The organism is Pseudomonas sp. GL-RE-26, from assembly GCF_019956275.1.
Taxonomy (GTDB): Bacteria; Pseudomonadota; Gammaproteobacteria; order Pseudomonadales; family Pseudomonadaceae; genus Aquipseudomonas; species Aquipseudomonas grandcourensis.
Genome location: NZ_JAHBDI010000016.1, coordinates 54,379 through 68,303 on the forward strand (window position 1 = coordinate 54,379; position 13,925 = coordinate 68,303).

Consider the following 13,925-nt stretch of genomic DNA (forward strand, 5'->3'; position numbering starts at 1 on the left):
TCATGCCTGCGTGCATTAAGGCCGGGAGCGGACAGTGGCTGGCGAACCATACTGATAATTGGGGGATACACAATGACCACGAGCATCACGGCGGGTGGCTTCAGCGCCGACCAGCCTGCGTTCCTGTCCAAGGAGCGGATCATCGCCAAGCCCGGTTTCAACCGCTGGCTGGTGCCACCGGCCGCGTTGGCCATCCACTTGTGCATCGGCATGGCCTACGGTTTTTCGGTGTTCTGGCTGCCGCTGTCCAAGGCGCTGGGTATCTCCACTCCGATGGCCTGCGCACCGGACATGAGTTTTATCGCACAAGTCTTTTCGTCCCAGTGTGACTGGCCGATCTCGATGCTCGGCTGGATCTACACCCTGTTCTTCATCTTCCTGGGTTGCTCGGCCGCCATCTGGGGTGGCTGGCTGGAACATGCCGGACCGCGCAAGGCTGGTGTCGTATCGGCACTGTGCTGGTGTGGCGGCCTGCTGATTTCGGCGCTGGGGGTGTATACCCACCAGATCTGGCTGATGTGGATCGGCTCCGGGGTCATCGGCGGTATCGGCCTGGGCCTTGGCTACATTTCGCCGGTGTCGACCCTGATCAAGTGGTTCCCGGACAAGCGCGGCATGGCGACCGGCATGGCGATCATGGGCTTCGGCGGCGGCGCAATGGTCGGCGCTCCGCTGGCGGCGGCGCTGATGGGGCATTTCGCCTCGCCAACCAGTGTCGGCGTGTGGCAGAGCTTCCTGGTGATGGCCGCGATCTACTTCGTGTTCATGATCGGTGGCGCGCTGTCCTACCGTGTTCCGCCAACCGGCTGGAAGCCAGAAGGCTGGGCGGCCCCGGCGAAAAAAGCCTCGAACGCGATGATCACTCATCGTCATGTGCACGTGAATGTGGCCTGGAAGACGCCGCAGTTCCGTCTGGTGTGGCTGGTGCTGTGCCTGAACGTATCGGCCGGTATCGGCATCCTCGGCATGGCGTCGCCGCTGTTGCAGGAAGTGTTCGCGGGCAAGTTGCTGGGGAATGACCTGACCTTCGGTCAACTGGACGCCTCGCAACTGGCTTCGATTGCCGCCATCGCTGCCGGTTTCACCGGTTTGCTGAGCCTGTTCAATATCGGCGGGCGCTTCTTCTGGGCTTCGTTCTCGGATTACCTGGGCCGTAAAAACACTTACTTCGTGTTCTTCGCCCTTGGCTTTGCCCTGTACGGACTGATTCCGAACCTTGGTCACCTGGGCAGCATCGCGCTGTTCGTGGCGGCGTTCTGCATCATCCTGTCGATGTATGGCGGTGGTTTCGCGACCGTTCCGGCGTATCTGGCGGATCTGTTCGGCACGCAAATGGTCGGTGCGATTCACGGTCGTCTGCTGACCGCGTGGGCGGCTGCCGGTGTGCTCGGTCCGGTGCTGGTGAATTACCTGCGTGAGTATCAGCTGAGCATCGGCGTCGAGCGTGCGGCGGCTTACGACATCACCCTGTACATCCTCGCCGGCCTGCTGGTGCTGGGTTTCCTGTGCAACCTGCTGGTGCGTCCGGTGGCGGACAAGTACTTCATGACCGACGCCGAACTGGCCGCCGAACAGGCCCTGGGCCATGACAAAGGCGCTGACAGCAGCACCGTGCTGGAGTGGAAAGCCGCGCCGGGCACCAAGCCGCTGGCGATTGCGGCGTGGCTGGTGGTGGGCATTCCGCTGGCGTGGGGTGTGTGGGTGACCCTGCAGAAGACGGCGGTGCTGTTTCACTAAGTAAACGCATCACCCTTGTAGGAGCGAGCCTGCTCGCGATAGCGGTCTGACAGTCGACAATGATGTTGAATGTGAGGGCCCCATCGCGAGCAGGCTCGCTCCTACAGTTATTTTGTGGTGTGCCAAATAGCTTGTATGGACATGTCTATCGTCGGTACCCCCGGATTCACTCCGTCAGGGATATCACCTCTCGTGTTTCTGTTTGGCGCCCGCAAGCCTATAATGGCTGCCTTTTTCGCCCAATGATTTTGCGGAGCTGGTGATGGCCGAACGTAAGGCGTCTGTCGAGCGCGACACTCTGGAAACCCAGATCAAAGCCTCGATCAACCTCGATGGCACCGGAAAGGCCCGATTCGATATCGGTGTTCCTTTTCTTGAGCACATGCTGGACCAGATCGCCCGTCACGGGCTGATCGACCTGGATATTGTCAGCAAGGGCGACCTGCATATCGATGACCACCACACGGTGGAAGACGTCGGTATCACCCTCGGCCAGGCGTTTGCCAAAGCCATCGGCGACAAAAAAGGCATCCGTCGCTACGGCCACGCCTACGTGCCGCTCGATGAAGCGCTGTCGCGCGTGGTGATCGACTTCTCCGGCCGTCCAGGCCTGCAGATGCACGTGCCGTACACCCGCGCCACTGTCGGCGGCTTCGACGTTGACCTGTTCCAGGAATTCTTCCAGGGCTTCGTCAACCATGCGCTGGTCAGCCTGCACATCGACAACCTGCGTGGCACCAACACCCACCACCAGATCGAAACCGTGTTCAAGGCTTTCGGCCGTGCCCTGCGCATGGCCGTCGAGCTCGATGACCGCATGGCCGGGCAAATGCCTTCGACCAAGGGCGTCCTGTAATGCAGACAGTCGCGGTTATCGATTACGGCATGGGCAACCTGCACTCGGTGGCCAAGGCCCTCGAGCACGTGGGTGCCGGCAAGGTGCTGATCACCAGCGATGCCAACGTGATTCGCGAAGCCGACCGGGTGGTTTTCCCCGGCGTTGGCGCGATTCGCGATTGCATGGCGGAGATCCGTCGCCTCGGTTTCGATTCGCTGGTGCGTGAAGTCAGCCAGGACCGTCCGTTCCTTGGCATCTGCGTGGGCATGCAAGCCTTGCTCGATACCAGCGAAGAGAACGATGGCGTCGACTGCATTGGCCTGTTCCCGGGTGCGGTGAAGTTCTTCGGCAAGGATCTGGTCGAAGACGGCGAACACCTGAAAGTCCCGCACATGGGCTGGAACGAAGTGAAGCAGAAGGTCAGTCACCCGCTGTGGCACGACATTCCGGACATGGCGCGGTTCTACTTCGTGCACAGCTACTACATCGCTGCCGCCAACGCGCGGCAAGTGGTGGGTGGCGGTCACTACGGTGTCGATTTCGCCGCGGCGCTGGCCGAAGGCTCGCGTTTCGCCGTGCAGTTCCACCCGGAGAAAAGCCATACCCATGGCCTGCAGTTGCTGCAGAACTTCGCTGCGTGGGACGGTCGCTGGTAAATGGCAGTCAAGAAGAAGCCCCCGATCCTGACCCTCACTCCCGAGCAGGAGAGCGAGGCCAATCGCAAGATCAAGCGTTTCATGGAAGACCGCTTCGAACTCGACCTCGGCTCGTTCGAGGCGGCGGAGATTCTTGAGCTGTTTACCCGTGAAATTGCTCCGCACTATTACAACAGGGCGATTTTCGATGTGCAGGCGCACCTCAAGGAGAGGTTCGAAAGCATCGAAAGCGACTTGTGGGCGCTCGAGAAAAACTGATTTCCGAGCCAAGCTGAACATTCAAATTTGAAGGTTTGCCAGATGCTGATTATTCCCGCTATCGATCTTAAAGACGGTGCCTGTGTTCGTCTGCGCCAGGGCCGCATGGAAGATTCCACGGTGTTCTCCGATGACCCGGTGAGCATGGCTGCCAAGTGGGTGGAGGGCGGTTGCCGTCGTCTGCATCTGGTCGACCTGAACGGCGCCTTCGAAGGCCAGCCAGTCAACGGTGAAGTGGTCACCGCCATCGCCAAGCGCTATCCGAACCTGCCGATCCAGATCGGCGGCGGTATCCGCTCCCTTGAAACCATCGAGCACTACGTGAAAGCGGGCGTTAGCTACGTGATCATCGGCACCAAGGCCGTGAAAGATCCGGCCTTCGTTGCAGAAGCCTGCCGCGCGTTCCCGGGCAAGGTGATTGTCGGCCTGGACGCCAAGGACGGTTTCGTTGCCACCGACGGTTGGGCTGAAATCAGCACCATCCAGGTGATCGACCTGGCCAAGCAGTTCGAAGCTGACGGCGTTTCCGCGATCGTTTATACCGACATCGCCAAAGACGGCATGATGCAGGGCTGCAACGTACCGTTCACCGCGGCACTGGCTGCTGCAACAAAGATCCCGGTGATCGCTTCCGGCGGCATCCACAACCTGGGTGACATCAAGACCCTGCTCGACGCCAAGGCGCCAGGCATCATCGGTGCGATCACAGGCCGCGCGATTTATGAGGGCACTCTGGATGTTGCTGAGGCTCAAGCTTTTTGTGATGGCTACGCGGCCAGCTCCAAGCTGTAAGCTGCAAGCTGCAAGTTAAAAGCGCGACCGCGATCCGCTCTTACTTGCAGCTTATAGCTTGAAGCTTGCAACTCTTAATCGGAGATTAAGTATGGCTCTGGCCAAACGCATCATCCCTTGCCTGGACGTGGACAACGGCCGGGTGGTCAAGGGTGTGAAATTCGAAAACATCCGCGACGCCGGTGACCCGGTGGAAATCGCCCGTCGCTACGACGAGCAGGGTGCCGACGAGATTACCTTTCTCGACATCACCGCCAGCGTCGATGGCCGCGACACCACGCTGCACACCGTCGAGCGCATGGCCAGCCAGGTGTTCATCCCTCTGACCGTGGGCGGTGGCGTGCGCACCGTGCAGGACATCCGCAACCTGCTCAATGCCGGTGCGGACAAGGTCTCGATCAACACCGCCGCGGTATTCAACCCTGAGTTCGTCGGGGAAGCCGCGCAGCATTTCGGTTCGCAATGCATCGTGGTGGCCATCGACGCGAAGAAGGTTTCCGGGCCGGGTGAAACCCCGCGCTGGGAAATCTTTACCCATGGCGGTCGCAAGCCAACCGGCCTCGACGCCGTTGAGTGGGCGAAGAAAATGGAAGGCCTGGGCGCCGGCGAAATCCTGCTGACCAGCATGGACCAGGACGGCATGAAAAACGGTTTCGACCTGGGCGTCACCCGCGCCATCAGCGATGCGCTGGGCATCCCGGTGATCGCTTCCGGCGGTGTCGGCAACCTGCAACACCTGGCCGACGGCATTATCGAAGGCCACGCCAGCGCGGTGCTGGCGGCGAGTATTTTCCACTTCGGCGAATACACCGTGCAGGAAGCCAAGGCCTATATGGCCCATCGCGGAATCGTGATGCGTTAAACAAACCGATACAGGCCAGTGGACACCATGGCGTACCCAAGGCACTCTTGGGTACGCCATGGATTTCGGTAGCCAGACATGCTTAAACGCTTTCTTCTCGTCCTTGTCAGCGCTTCTCTTTTGTTGATCAGCGGAGCAAACGCTAAAGACAGCCCCGATACCGACCTGGTGTTGCTGACGGAGAACTTCCCGCCGTACAACATGGCGAAGAACGGCAAGAACTTCGCTCAGGACGAGAACATCAATGGCATCGCCACCGATATCGTCCGCGAGATGTTCAAGCGCGCCGACATTACCTACAGCCTGACGCTGCGTTTCCCTTGGGAGCGAATCTACAAACTCACCCTGGAAAAACCCGGTTACGGCGTATTCGTCATGGCGCGGTTGCCGGATCGCGAGAAGCTATTCAAATGGGTCGGCCCGATTGGCCCGGACGACTGGATCATGCTGGCCAAGGCTGACAGCAAGATCACCCTCGAAACCTTGAATGACGCGCGCAAATACAAGATCGGCGCCTACAAGGGCGACGCCATTGCCGAGACGCTGGCCAAGCAGGGCCTCAACCCGATCGTTGTGCTGCGAGATCAGGACAACGCCAGGAAGCTGGTCAACGGGCAGATCGACCTGTGGGCCACCGGTGACCCGGCCGGGCGTTATCTGGCGCGCCAGGAAGGGGTCAGCGGGTTGAAAACCGTACTGCGTTTCAACAGTGCCGAACTGTACCTGGCACTGAACAAGGACGTGCCGGACGAGACGGTGGCCAAGCTCCAGGCGGCGCTGGACCAGATGCGCAAGGAAGGTCGGGTGGACGAGATCATGGCGCAGTATCTCTAGGATTCAACACCGACCCTTTAGCCATGCTCGGACCACTGTGGGAGCGAGCTTGCTCGCGATGACGGTCTGCCTGTCGATAGAGATGTTGAATTTGATGGCGCTATCGCGAGCAAGCTCGCTCCCACAGGGGTTCTGTGGTGTAGTTGCTAGCGGTACACCCCATCCTTCCCATGCGCCGCCGTCGCCCGGTTACCGCGCACACTGATCATCTGCCGGATATCAATCCACTCGATTCCCTGAGCCTTCAGCTTGGGCAACTCACGCTCCAGCACCGCCAATGTCTGCGGATACGGATGCCCGATCATCACCGCCGAACCCTGCTTGTGCGCGAGGCTGATCGCGGTCTGCAGTTGGGTCAGGATCGCCGCTTCAGCGCGCTCATCGTCGAGAAACACATCCCGCGAAACGCTCGCCAAACCGATTTTCTGCGCTTCGGCTGCGGCCACGGTCTGGGCGCTGGTGCGGCTGTCGACGAAGAATTTATGCCGGCGCTGCAAATCCGCCATCAACCACGCCATGGCGGCTGGCTGTGCGGTCATGCGGCTGCCCATGTGGTTGTTGATGCCGCTGGTGTACGGGACCATTTTGAACGCGGCGTCCAGGCGCTTTTCCAGCTCTTCGATGGGCAACTCGGGGTGCCAGGCGAACGGTCCGGTGGCCGGGTCCATAGGCATGTGCAGGATGACGATCTTGCCGGCGCGATGGGCTTCGCGAGCGAATTCGGTGGCGTGGGGCGTGTCGGGCATGATTGCCGTGGTCACCGGGCCGGGCAGGGCGAGCACGCGGCGATCCCGGGGCAGGTTCTGCCCCAGGTCATCGATGATCAGACTCAGGTAGGCTTTGTGGGGCGTTGGTCCGGCGGGTTCTGCGTGAGCAACACCCGCCAGACAACACAACAGACCAATCAGCAACCGCAGAAACATCTCAACGGCCGGACGTGATGCTCAACCCTTTGAGCAGGCTCAGGGCCTGGGCCAATTGGTAATCATCGTCCTGCGGCATCGGCTTGGCTTTGCCGCTGGAGCTGGTCGGTTTATCGGCGCCGCCGTTGCCATTGCCCAGGTGACCCTGCAAGTCAGCTTCCTTGAAGTAATCGCTGTCCTGCTCGCTGGTGATCTTGGCCTTGCGTACTTCGATGTCCGGCACGATGCCCTGGGCCTGGATGGAGCGGCCGTTCGGCGTGTAATACAACGCCGTGGTGATCTTCAATGCGCGCTCATTGTTCAGCGGCAGCACGGTTTGCACCGAGCCCTTGCCGAAACTGGTGGTGCCCATCAGCACGGCACGTTTCTGGTCCTGCAGGGCGCCGGCGACAATTTCCGAAGCCGAGGCGCTGCCGCCGTTGATCAACACGACCATTGGCACGGCTTCGCTTTCGTCCTTGCCGGTGGCAGAGAACCGCAGCTCGGAGTTGGCGATGCGGCCCTTGGTGTAAACGATCAGGCCCTTGGTGATGAAGTGGTCGACCACTTCCACCGCCGCCTGCAGCACGCCGCCCGGGTTGTTGCGCAGGTCGAGAATGATGCCCTTGAGCTTCTTGCCGTTGTCCTTGCGCAGCTTGGCCAGGGCCTTGGAGACTTCTTCGCCGGTCTTGACCTGGAACTGGGTGATGCGGATGTAGCCGTAGCCCGATTCCAGTAGCTGGCTCTTCACGCTCTTCACCTGGATGACGGCGCGGGCCAGGGTCACGTCGAACGGCGTGCCGCCGTCGCGCACCAGGGTCAGGGTGATTTTCTGGCCGATCTTGCCGCGCATCTTGTCTACGGCTTCGGTCATGCTCTGGCCGCGGGTCGGCTGGCCGTTGATCTTGACGATGAAGTCGCCGGCCTGAATGCCGGCCTTGGAGGCTGGAGTATCGTCAATGGGCGACACCACCTTGATGAAGCCGTCTTCGGCACCGACTTCAATGCCCAGGCCGCCGAATTCACCGCTGGTGCTTTCCTGCAACTCGGCGAAATCTTCAGGGCCCAGGTAGGCGGAATGCGGATCGAGGTTGCTGAGCATGCCCTTGATGGCGTTTTCCAGCAGGGTCTTGTCGTCCACCGGTTCGACATAAGCGGCCTTGATCCGGTCCATCACCTCGGCAAAGGTGCGCAACTCATCCAGCGGCAGTGGCGCCTTGGTGGTCGCAGCAGTGCCCGCAGGCGCAACCGCCGGCGCTGGTTGAGCGGCAAACGCCAGAGGCGCGCCGATCACCAGGGCGATCGTCAGGGCCAGCGAGGTAAGGCGGGACAAATGCAGCATGTCTAACAAACTCCTGAATTAGGTAACGCGCTTATCCTTGCGCGCGGCACCATTGTGCCGGATCACTCGGGTGACCCTGCTGACGAATAGCAAAATACAGCGCTGGGGTGTCCTGCCCGCCACTGTTGCCGACAGTGGAGATGGACTCACCGGCTTTAACAACATCACCCGCAGACTTGAGCAGCGTCTGGTTGTGACCATAAAGACTCAAAAAACCGTTGCCGTGGTCGAGGATCACCAGCAACCCGGCGCCTCGCAGCCAGTCGGCAAACACTACGCGACCACCATGCACCGCATGCACGGTGCTGCCGGCAGACGCGCCGATCATCACGCCATCCCACTTGGTCCGGGCATCGTCGCCACGGCTTTCACCGTAGCGCGCCAGCAGTCGACCGTCGACAGGCCAGGGAAGTTTGCCGCGGGTTGACGCAAACGGGCCGCCAAAGGTCTCGCCGGAACTGGAAACCAGTGCGCCAGGTGTCGACCTGACCGGTTTGCGTGGGGCGTCGTCGCTGGCATCTGCCTGCGCCTGGGCCTCACGTAAACGCTTTTTTTCGGCTTCCTGCTGGGCAATCAGCGCTTTTTGCCGCGCTTCTTCTGCCTCACGAGCCTGGCGGGCCAGGGTTTCTTCAATGGTTTTAAGGACTTTAGACAGGTCTGCCTGATCCTGCTCGCGCGTCGCCAGTTTCTGATCGCGAGCCTTTACGTCGTCATTGAGCTTGGCCAGGACTTGCTGGCGCTCCTTGCGGACTTTCTCAAGCTCGTCACGCTGAGTGTCGAGGCTGCTTTGCTGCACCAGCAATTGCGCCTGCTGCATGGCGATGTCTTTCTCGACATTGGACAGTTGGCGCAGGGTTTCGTTGAAATTCTTCAACTGCTCCAGGCGAGCCTGGCTCAGGTAGTCGTAATAGGTGAGGGTACGGGCGAATCTTTCCGGATTCTGCTGGTTGAGCAGCAGCTTGAGGTATTCCTGGCGACCGTTCTGGTAGGCCGCCCGAGCCTGAATGGCGATCAGTCGTTGCTGTTCAATGCGCGCGCTCTGGAGTTTTTTTTTCTCCGCATCGAGTCGCTGCAGCTCGGCTTCGCTTTTCTTCAGCTCTTTTTGCAGGGCGTCGACCTGCTTCTCGAGCTTGCCCATTTCGGTTTCGGTGCCCTTGAGCTCTTTCTGCACACCGGACTTTTCTTCCTGCAGCTTGCCCAGCAGCTTTTTCAGCTCGGCAATGTCCTGACGCGTGGCGTCCAACTGTTGTTGGGTATCTGCGCGCTCGTCAGCAAAGGCCGGTTGGAGCAGGCAAGTCAGAGCTAGGGCTATCAGGACGCGGAGCATAGGGGCGGGCGGCACCAGGGAAAGGGACGGCCTAGTATGCCCGCCATGGGCGGCAAAAAAAATGCCCATTTCTGACTGTGTGATGACTGGAGCAAGCGACAGACTGAATTCCATTTCGAAAACTCCATAAACCACTGTGGGAGCGGGCTTGCTCGCGATGGCGTCCGATCATTCAACATAGATGTTGGCTGTCAGATTGCTATCGCGAGCAAGCTCGCTCCCACAGGTTTTGTGGCGTTTTGGAGATCCAGTCAGACCAGAATCGAAGTCCCGGTCATTTCCGCCGGTTGCTCAAGGCCCAGCAACTTCAGCATGGTCGGCGCCACGTCCGCCAGTACGCCGCCCTCGCGGACCTTCAGATCGCGCTTGCCGACATAGATGAACGGTACCGGCTCGGTGGTGTGCGCAGTGTGCGCCTGGCCGGTGGTTTCATCGGACATTTGCTCGACGTTGCCATGGTCAGCGGTGATCAAGGCTTCGCCACCGACTTTTTCCAGGGCATCGACGATGCGACCCACGCACAGGTCCAGGCATTCAACGGCCTTGACCGCCGCCTCGAACACGCCGCTGTGGCCAACCATGTCGCCGTTGGCGTAGTTGACGACGATCACGTCGTAACGCTGGTTTTCGATGGCGTCGACGATGCGGTCGGTGACTTCCGGTGCGCTCATTTCCGGCTGCAAGTCATAGGTAGCGACTTTCGGCGACGGAATCAGGATGCGCTCTTCGCCCGGGAACGGTTCTTCGCGGCCGCCGGAGAAGAAGAAGGTCACGTGGGCATATTTTTCGGTTTCGGCGATGCGCAGCTGGGTCTTGCCGTTTTTCGCCAGGTAGTCGCCCAGCACGTTTTCCAGGCTGCCGGCAGCGAAAGCCGACGGTGCAGGGATGCTGGCGGCGTATTGGGTCAGCATGACGAAACCGGCCAGTTTCGGCTGGCGGGCACGCTCGAACTCACTGAAGTTGTCTTCGACGAACACGCGGGTCAGCTCGCGGGCACGGTCGGCGCGGAAGTTCATGAACACCACGGCATCACCGTCTTCGACTTTTACCGGCTCACCAATGGAGGTGGCTTTGACGAATTCGTCGCTCTCGCCGCGCTCGTAGGCCGCTTGCAGGCCTTCCTGAGCGGTGGCGGCGTTGAATTCGCCCTGGCCATCGACAATCAGGTTGTAGGCCTGGGACACGCGGTCCCAGCGATTGTCGCGGTCCATGGCGTAGTAGCGGCCGATGATGCTGGCGATCCGGCCTTTGCCCAGGGCCTGGAAGGTCGCGTCGAGCAGTTCGATCGACGACTGAGCGCTTTTCGGCGGAGTGTCACGGCCGTCGAGGAAGGCGTGCAGGTAGATGTTTTGAGCGCCGCGCTTGAAGGCCAGTTCGGCCATGGCGACCAGGTGATCCTGGTGGCTATGCACGCCCCCATCGGACAGCAGGCCCATGAAGTGCACGGCTTTGCCGGCAGCGACGGCTTTGTCCACGGCAGCGCAGATGGTCGGGTTCTCGAAGAACTCGCCGTCACGGATCGATTTGGTGACGCGAGTGAAGTCCTGATATACCACGCGGCCGGCGCCCAGGTTCATGTGGCCGACTTCGGAGTTGCCCATCTGGCCGTCCGGCAGGCCGACGTCCATGCCGCTGCCCGAGATCAGGCCGTTCGGCACGGTGGACCACAGACGATCCAGTACAGGCTTCTTCGCCGCAAAAATGGCGTTGGATTCGGGATTGTCGCTGTGACCGAAGCCGTCGAGAATCATCAGGACCAAAGGTTTAGGCGTGGTAGTCATGGAATCCGCTCTGGCTTAAGTAAAAAGGGGCAATGGAAAAGGGAGTCGCAGTTTAAAGCGAAGTTCCGGCCACGTCACCGCCGGACGGGGTTTGGCCCACCATAGTGGCTGTGTATACTGGCCGACATTTTAACGCCCTGGAACCTCCTTCGATGGTTGCTCACCTGATTGAATTTGCCACTAACCACTACATTCTCGTCGGTATCTTCGTCGTACTGGCGGCCCTGCTGTTGGCCTATCAAATGCAGGGCGGCGGCCGCAGCCTGAGCACCGGCGAACTGACCGGGCTGGTCAACAAGGACGCAGGCGTGGTGATCGACATTCGTCCAACCAAGGATTTCGCCGCCGGTCACATTGTCGGCGCGCTGAACATTCCCCAGGACAAACTGACCGCCCGCGTTGGCGAACTGGAAAAGCACAAGGCCAAGACCATCATCCTGGTTGACGCCATGGGCCAGACCGCCGGCACCCACGCTCGCGAATTGATGAAATCCGGCTTCACCGCCGCCAAGCTGTCCGGCGGTATCTCCAGCTGGAAAGCCGACAATCTGCCGCTGGTGAAGTGATATGAGTAGCGTCGTCGTCTATTCCAGCGATTACTGCCCTTACTGCTCGCGAGCCAAGTACCTGCTCGAGAACAAAGGCGTGGCCTTCGAAGAGATCAAGGTCGATGGCAAGCCGCAGGTGCGCGCTGCGATGGCCCAGAAGGCCGGGCGTACGTCTGTGCCGCAAATCTGGATCGGCAGCACCCACGTGGGCGGTTGTGATGATCTGTTCGCCCTGGAGCGCGCCGGCAAGCTCGACGCGCTGCTCAGGGCCTGACGGCAATACCCAAAACAAGCAAACCTAAAAGAACCCTGGATCAAGAAGGATCTGCGATGACTGACCAACAGAACACTGCTGCGAACGAAGAAGAAACTGCACCGCAATTCTCCTTGCAGCGCATTTATGTGCGTGACCTGTCCTTCGAAGCTCCGAAAAGCCCGGCGATCTTCCGCCAGCAGTGGGAGCCGAGCGTCGGTCTGGATCTGAACACCCGTCAGAAGACGCTGGAATCTGACTTCCACGAAGTCGTGTTGACCCTGTCGGTTACCGTGAAAAACGGTGACGAAGTGGCATTCATCGCTGAAGTGCAACAGGCCGGGATCTTCCTGATCAAGAATCTGGACGACGCTTCGATGAGCCACACCCTGGGTGCGTTCTGTCCGAACATCCTGTTCCCGTACGCTCGCGAAACCCTGGACAGCCTGGTGACCCGCGGTTCGTTCCCGGCACTGATGCTGGCTCCGGTGAACTTCGATGCGCTGTACGCGCAAGAGCTGCAACGCATGCAGGCTGCTGGCGAGACTCCGACCGTTCAGTAAGCATTCCTGAGCGTCGAAGCAAGTCCAATGTGGGAGCGGGCTTGCTCGCGAAAGCGGTTTTTCAGTCAACATTCATGTTGAAGCTGATGACCCCTTCGCGAGCAAGCCCGCTCCCACATTTGCTATGCGGTGTTATTTGAAGTCGTTCTGACGCCAGGCTTCGTAAACGGCCACCGCCACGGTATTGGACAGGTTCAGGCTGCGGCAGCCCTCGCGCATCGGCAGACGCAGGCGTTGCTCGTTGGGCAGGGCGTCCAGTACGTCGGCGGGCAGGCCCCGGCTTTCCGGGCCGAACAGGAACGCGTCGCCCGGGACGAAGCTGGCATCGTGGAACGGCCGCGAACCCTTGGTGGTGAAGGCGAACAGCCGTGGATGGCCGAGGCTCTCCAGGCAGCTGGCGAGGTCCGCGTGGCGTTGCAGGGTGGCATACTCGTGGTAATCGAGGCCGGCCCGGCGCAGGCGCTTGTCGTCCATCTCGAAACCCAGCGGCTCGATCAAATGCAGGTGGCAGCCACTGTTGGCGCACAGCCTGATAACGTTGCCGGTATTCGGCGGAATTTCTGGTTGGAAAAGGATGACGTGAAACATGCACGGCTCCGAAGGCAAAGATGACGCGCATTCTACGCCGCCAGAAGGCGTGCGTTCGAAACTATTCCTGCGGGTAATGGGCTCGCTGGCGATTGTCGGGGTGATGGTCGGGATGATGATCGGTCGCCTGACTACGCCAGACCCCAGTCAATTGCAGCAGGTTGAAGTGACGAACGACGGGCTGGTGGTGTGGTTCAACAACGAACCCAAGACCCACGGCGAGATGGTTGATGGCAGTGTCGCGCTGCTGTTTGGCGCCGAAGGCAAGGCGCAGAAAGGTCAGCTCAAGCTCGGCGGCAAGGACGTGAACTGGCGGGTACGTTTGAGCGATGGGGGGTTGTTGCTGACACTGGTGGCGGCCCGGCCCCTGCAGGGCGAGTGGGCCGGTAGCGAGGTCGATGACCGCTGGCGGCTGGAGATCCATCTCCGGGAGCAATAAAAGAGGGAATCCCCGGCCTGCCTGTACCAAGGTTCCCGAAACGGGAGGCTCGTCGCGAATGCGGTGTGAGCCCGGTGTAAAGAGGGAACCCCTGACCTGCCTGTATCAAGGGCCCCAAAACTGCTGGGCTCGTCGCGGATGCGGTATGAGCCCGATGTAAAGAGGGGAATCCCCGGCCTGCCTGTACCAAGGTCCCCGAAACCGG

The 13,925-nt window shown here is 60.4% G+C and carries 16 protein-coding genes; 11 read left to right on the forward strand and 5 right to left on the reverse strand.

What is annotated here, in order from left to right; translation table 11 throughout:
- Positions 1-72: 72 nt before the first annotated feature.
- From KGB07_RS12965 to KGB07_RS12995, 7 genes are all read left to right on the forward strand, one after another.
- On the forward strand, positions 73-1,737 hold the full coding sequence (locus KGB07_RS12965; protein ID WP_223465561.1) for an OFA family MFS transporter: 1,665 nt from the start codon (positions 73-75) through the stop codon (positions 1,735-1,737).
- A gap of 262 nt (positions 1,738-1,999) precedes the next feature.
- The gene (hisB, locus tag KGB07_RS12970) at positions 2,000-2,593 is read left to right on the forward strand and encodes an imidazoleglycerol-phosphate dehydratase HisB (RefSeq protein WP_003218037.1); all 594 of its coding nucleotides are present in this window, start codon (positions 2,000-2,002) and stop codon (positions 2,591-2,593) included.
- Positions 2,593-3,231, forward strand: coding sequence for an imidazole glycerol phosphate synthase subunit HisH (gene hisH, locus KGB07_RS12975; RefSeq protein ID WP_008047713.1), 639 nt, complete (start codon positions 2,593-2,595; stop codon positions 3,229-3,231). The genes hisB and hisH overlap by 1 nt, the downstream gene beginning before the upstream one ends.
- A complete protein-coding gene (locus KGB07_RS12980) occupies positions 3,232-3,489 on the forward strand; it encodes a DUF2164 domain-containing protein (RefSeq protein WP_007989200.1) in 258 nt (85 codons plus the stop codon).
- Between the two features lie 42 nt (positions 3,490-3,531).
- Complete coding sequence (gene hisA / locus KGB07_RS12985; RefSeq protein ID WP_046040868.1) at positions 3,532-4,281, forward strand: 1-(5-phosphoribosyl)-5-[(5-phosphoribosylamino)methylideneamino]imidazole-4-carboxamide isomerase; 750 nt, start codon at positions 3,532-3,534, stop codon at positions 4,279-4,281.
- A 91-nt stretch (positions 4,282-4,372) separates the two neighbouring features.
- Positions 4,373-5,143, forward strand: a complete 771-nt coding sequence (gene hisF / locus KGB07_RS12990) for an imidazole glycerol phosphate synthase subunit HisF (RefSeq protein ID WP_007972752.1) — start codon at positions 4,373-4,375, stop codon at positions 5,141-5,143.
- 78 nt (positions 5,144-5,221) lie between these two features.
- Complete coding sequence (locus KGB07_RS12995; protein ID WP_046040870.1) at positions 5,222-5,977, forward strand: substrate-binding periplasmic protein; 756 nt, start codon at positions 5,222-5,224, stop codon at positions 5,975-5,977.
- 146 nt (positions 5,978-6,123) lie between these two features.
- On the opposite strand, the gene KGB07_RS13000 is transcribed toward KGB07_RS12995, so the two are convergent.
- The 4 genes from KGB07_RS13000 to gpmI form a co-directional block, all read right to left on the reverse strand.
- Positions 6,124-6,900, reverse strand: coding sequence for a divergent polysaccharide deacetylase family protein (locus KGB07_RS13000; protein ID WP_046040871.1), 777 nt, complete (start codon positions 6,898-6,900; stop codon positions 6,124-6,126).
- Position 6,901: 1 nt separating this feature from the next.
- Positions 6,902-8,221 (reverse strand): S41 family peptidase, encoded by a 1,320-nt coding sequence (locus KGB07_RS13005; protein ID WP_046040873.1) that lies wholly within the window; start codon positions 8,219-8,221, stop codon positions 6,902-6,904.
- Positions 8,222-8,252: 31 nt separating this feature from the next.
- The gene (locus KGB07_RS13010; protein ID WP_046040875.1) at positions 8,253-9,548 is read right to left on the reverse strand and encodes a murein hydrolase activator EnvC family protein; all 1,296 of its coding nucleotides are present in this window, start codon (positions 9,546-9,548) and stop codon (positions 8,253-8,255) included.
- 251 nt (positions 9,549-9,799) lie between these two features.
- On the reverse strand, positions 9,800-11,329 hold the full coding sequence (gpmI, locus tag KGB07_RS13015) for a 2,3-bisphosphoglycerate-independent phosphoglycerate mutase (RefSeq protein WP_046040876.1): 1,530 nt from the start codon (positions 11,327-11,329) through the stop codon (positions 9,800-9,802).
- A 152-nt stretch (positions 11,330-11,481) separates the two neighbouring features.
- Here gpmI and KGB07_RS13020 point away from each other — a divergent pair, with 152 nt between their 5' ends.
- From KGB07_RS13020 to secB, 3 genes are read left to right on the forward strand one after another with little or no spacing between them, the layout of a single operon-like run.
- Entirely contained in the window at positions 11,482-11,895 is a 414-nt protein-coding gene (locus KGB07_RS13020) for a rhodanese-like domain-containing protein (protein ID WP_046040877.1), read from the forward strand.
- Between the two features lies 1 nt (position 11,896).
- Positions 11,897-12,151 (forward strand): glutaredoxin 3, encoded by a 255-nt coding sequence (gene grxC, locus KGB07_RS13025; protein WP_008047737.1) that lies wholly within the window; start codon positions 11,897-11,899, stop codon positions 12,149-12,151.
- A gap of 56 nt (positions 12,152-12,207) precedes the next feature.
- A complete protein-coding gene (secB, locus tag KGB07_RS13030; protein ID WP_046040878.1) occupies positions 12,208-12,693 on the forward strand; it encodes a protein-export chaperone SecB in 486 nt (161 codons plus the stop codon).
- Positions 12,694-12,825: 132 nt separating this feature from the next.
- Here the strand turns inward: secB and trmL are convergent, their stop codons facing one another.
- Positions 12,826-13,281: a tRNA (uridine(34)/cytosine(34)/5-carboxymethylaminomethyluridine(34)-2'-O)-methyltransferase TrmL gene (gene trmL / locus KGB07_RS13035; protein ID WP_046040879.1), complete on the reverse strand. Its 456-nt coding sequence runs from the start codon at positions 13,279-13,281 to the stop codon at positions 12,826-12,828.
- Here trmL and KGB07_RS13040 point away from each other — a divergent pair.
- Positions 13,280-13,720 carry a hypothetical protein gene (locus KGB07_RS13040; RefSeq protein ID WP_046040880.1) on the forward strand — a complete coding sequence of 147 codons (441 nt, stop codon included), beginning with the start codon at positions 13,280-13,282 and terminating at the stop codon, positions 13,718-13,720. The genes trmL and KGB07_RS13040 overlap by 2 nt on opposite strands.
- Positions 13,721-13,925: the final 205 nt, after the last annotated feature.

Excerpts from the sequence above, each read along its gene's own strand:
- KGB07_RS12965 (WP_223465561.1), top strand. The coding sequence starts at position 73 with ATGACCACGAGCATCACGGCGGGTGGCTTCAGCGCCGACCAGCCTGCG.
- hisB (WP_003218037.1), top strand. The coding sequence starts at position 2,000 with ATGGCCGAACGTAAGGCGTCTGTCGAGCGCGACACTCTGGAAACCCAG.
- hisH (WP_008047713.1), top strand. The coding sequence starts at position 2,593 with ATGCAGACAGTCGCGGTTATCGATTACGGCATGGGCAACCTGCACTCG.
- KGB07_RS12980 (WP_007989200.1), top strand. The coding sequence starts at position 3,232 with ATGGCAGTCAAGAAGAAGCCCCCGATCCTGACCCTCACTCCCGAGCAG.
- hisA (WP_046040868.1), top strand. The coding sequence starts at position 3,532 with ATGCTGATTATTCCCGCTATCGATCTTAAAGACGGTGCCTGTGTTCGT.
- hisF (WP_007972752.1), top strand. The coding sequence starts at position 4,373 with ATGGCTCTGGCCAAACGCATCATCCCTTGCCTGGACGTGGACAACGGC.
- KGB07_RS12995 (WP_046040870.1), top strand. The coding sequence starts at position 5,222 with ATGCTTAAACGCTTTCTTCTCGTCCTTGTCAGCGCTTCTCTTTTGTTG.
- KGB07_RS13000 (WP_046040871.1), bottom strand. The coding sequence starts at position 6,900 with ATGTTTCTGCGGTTGCTGATTGGTCTGTTGTGTTGTCTGGCGGGTGTT.
- KGB07_RS13005 (WP_046040873.1), bottom strand. The coding sequence starts at position 8,221 with ATGCTGCATTTGTCCCGCCTTACCTCGCTGGCCCTGACGATCGCCCTG.
- KGB07_RS13010 (WP_046040875.1), bottom strand. The coding sequence starts at position 9,548 with ATGCTCCGCGTCCTGATAGCCCTAGCTCTGACTTGCCTGCTCCAACCG.
- gpmI (WP_046040876.1), bottom strand. The coding sequence starts at position 11,329 with ATGACTACCACGCCTAAACCTTTGGTCCTGATGATTCTCGACGGCTTC.
- KGB07_RS13020 (WP_046040877.1), top strand. The coding sequence starts at position 11,482 with ATGGTTGCTCACCTGATTGAATTTGCCACTAACCACTACATTCTCGTC.
- grxC (WP_008047737.1), top strand. The coding sequence starts at position 11,897 with ATGAGTAGCGTCGTCGTCTATTCCAGCGATTACTGCCCTTACTGCTCG.
- secB (WP_046040878.1), top strand. The coding sequence starts at position 12,208 with ATGACTGACCAACAGAACACTGCTGCGAACGAAGAAGAAACTGCACCG.
- KGB07_RS13040 (WP_046040880.1), top strand. The coding sequence starts at position 13,280 with ATGCACGGCTCCGAAGGCAAAGATGACGCGCATTCTACGCCGCCAGAA.
- trmL (WP_046040879.1), bottom strand. The coding sequence starts at position 13,281 with ATGTTTCACGTCATCCTTTTCCAACCAGAAATTCCGCCGAATACCGGC.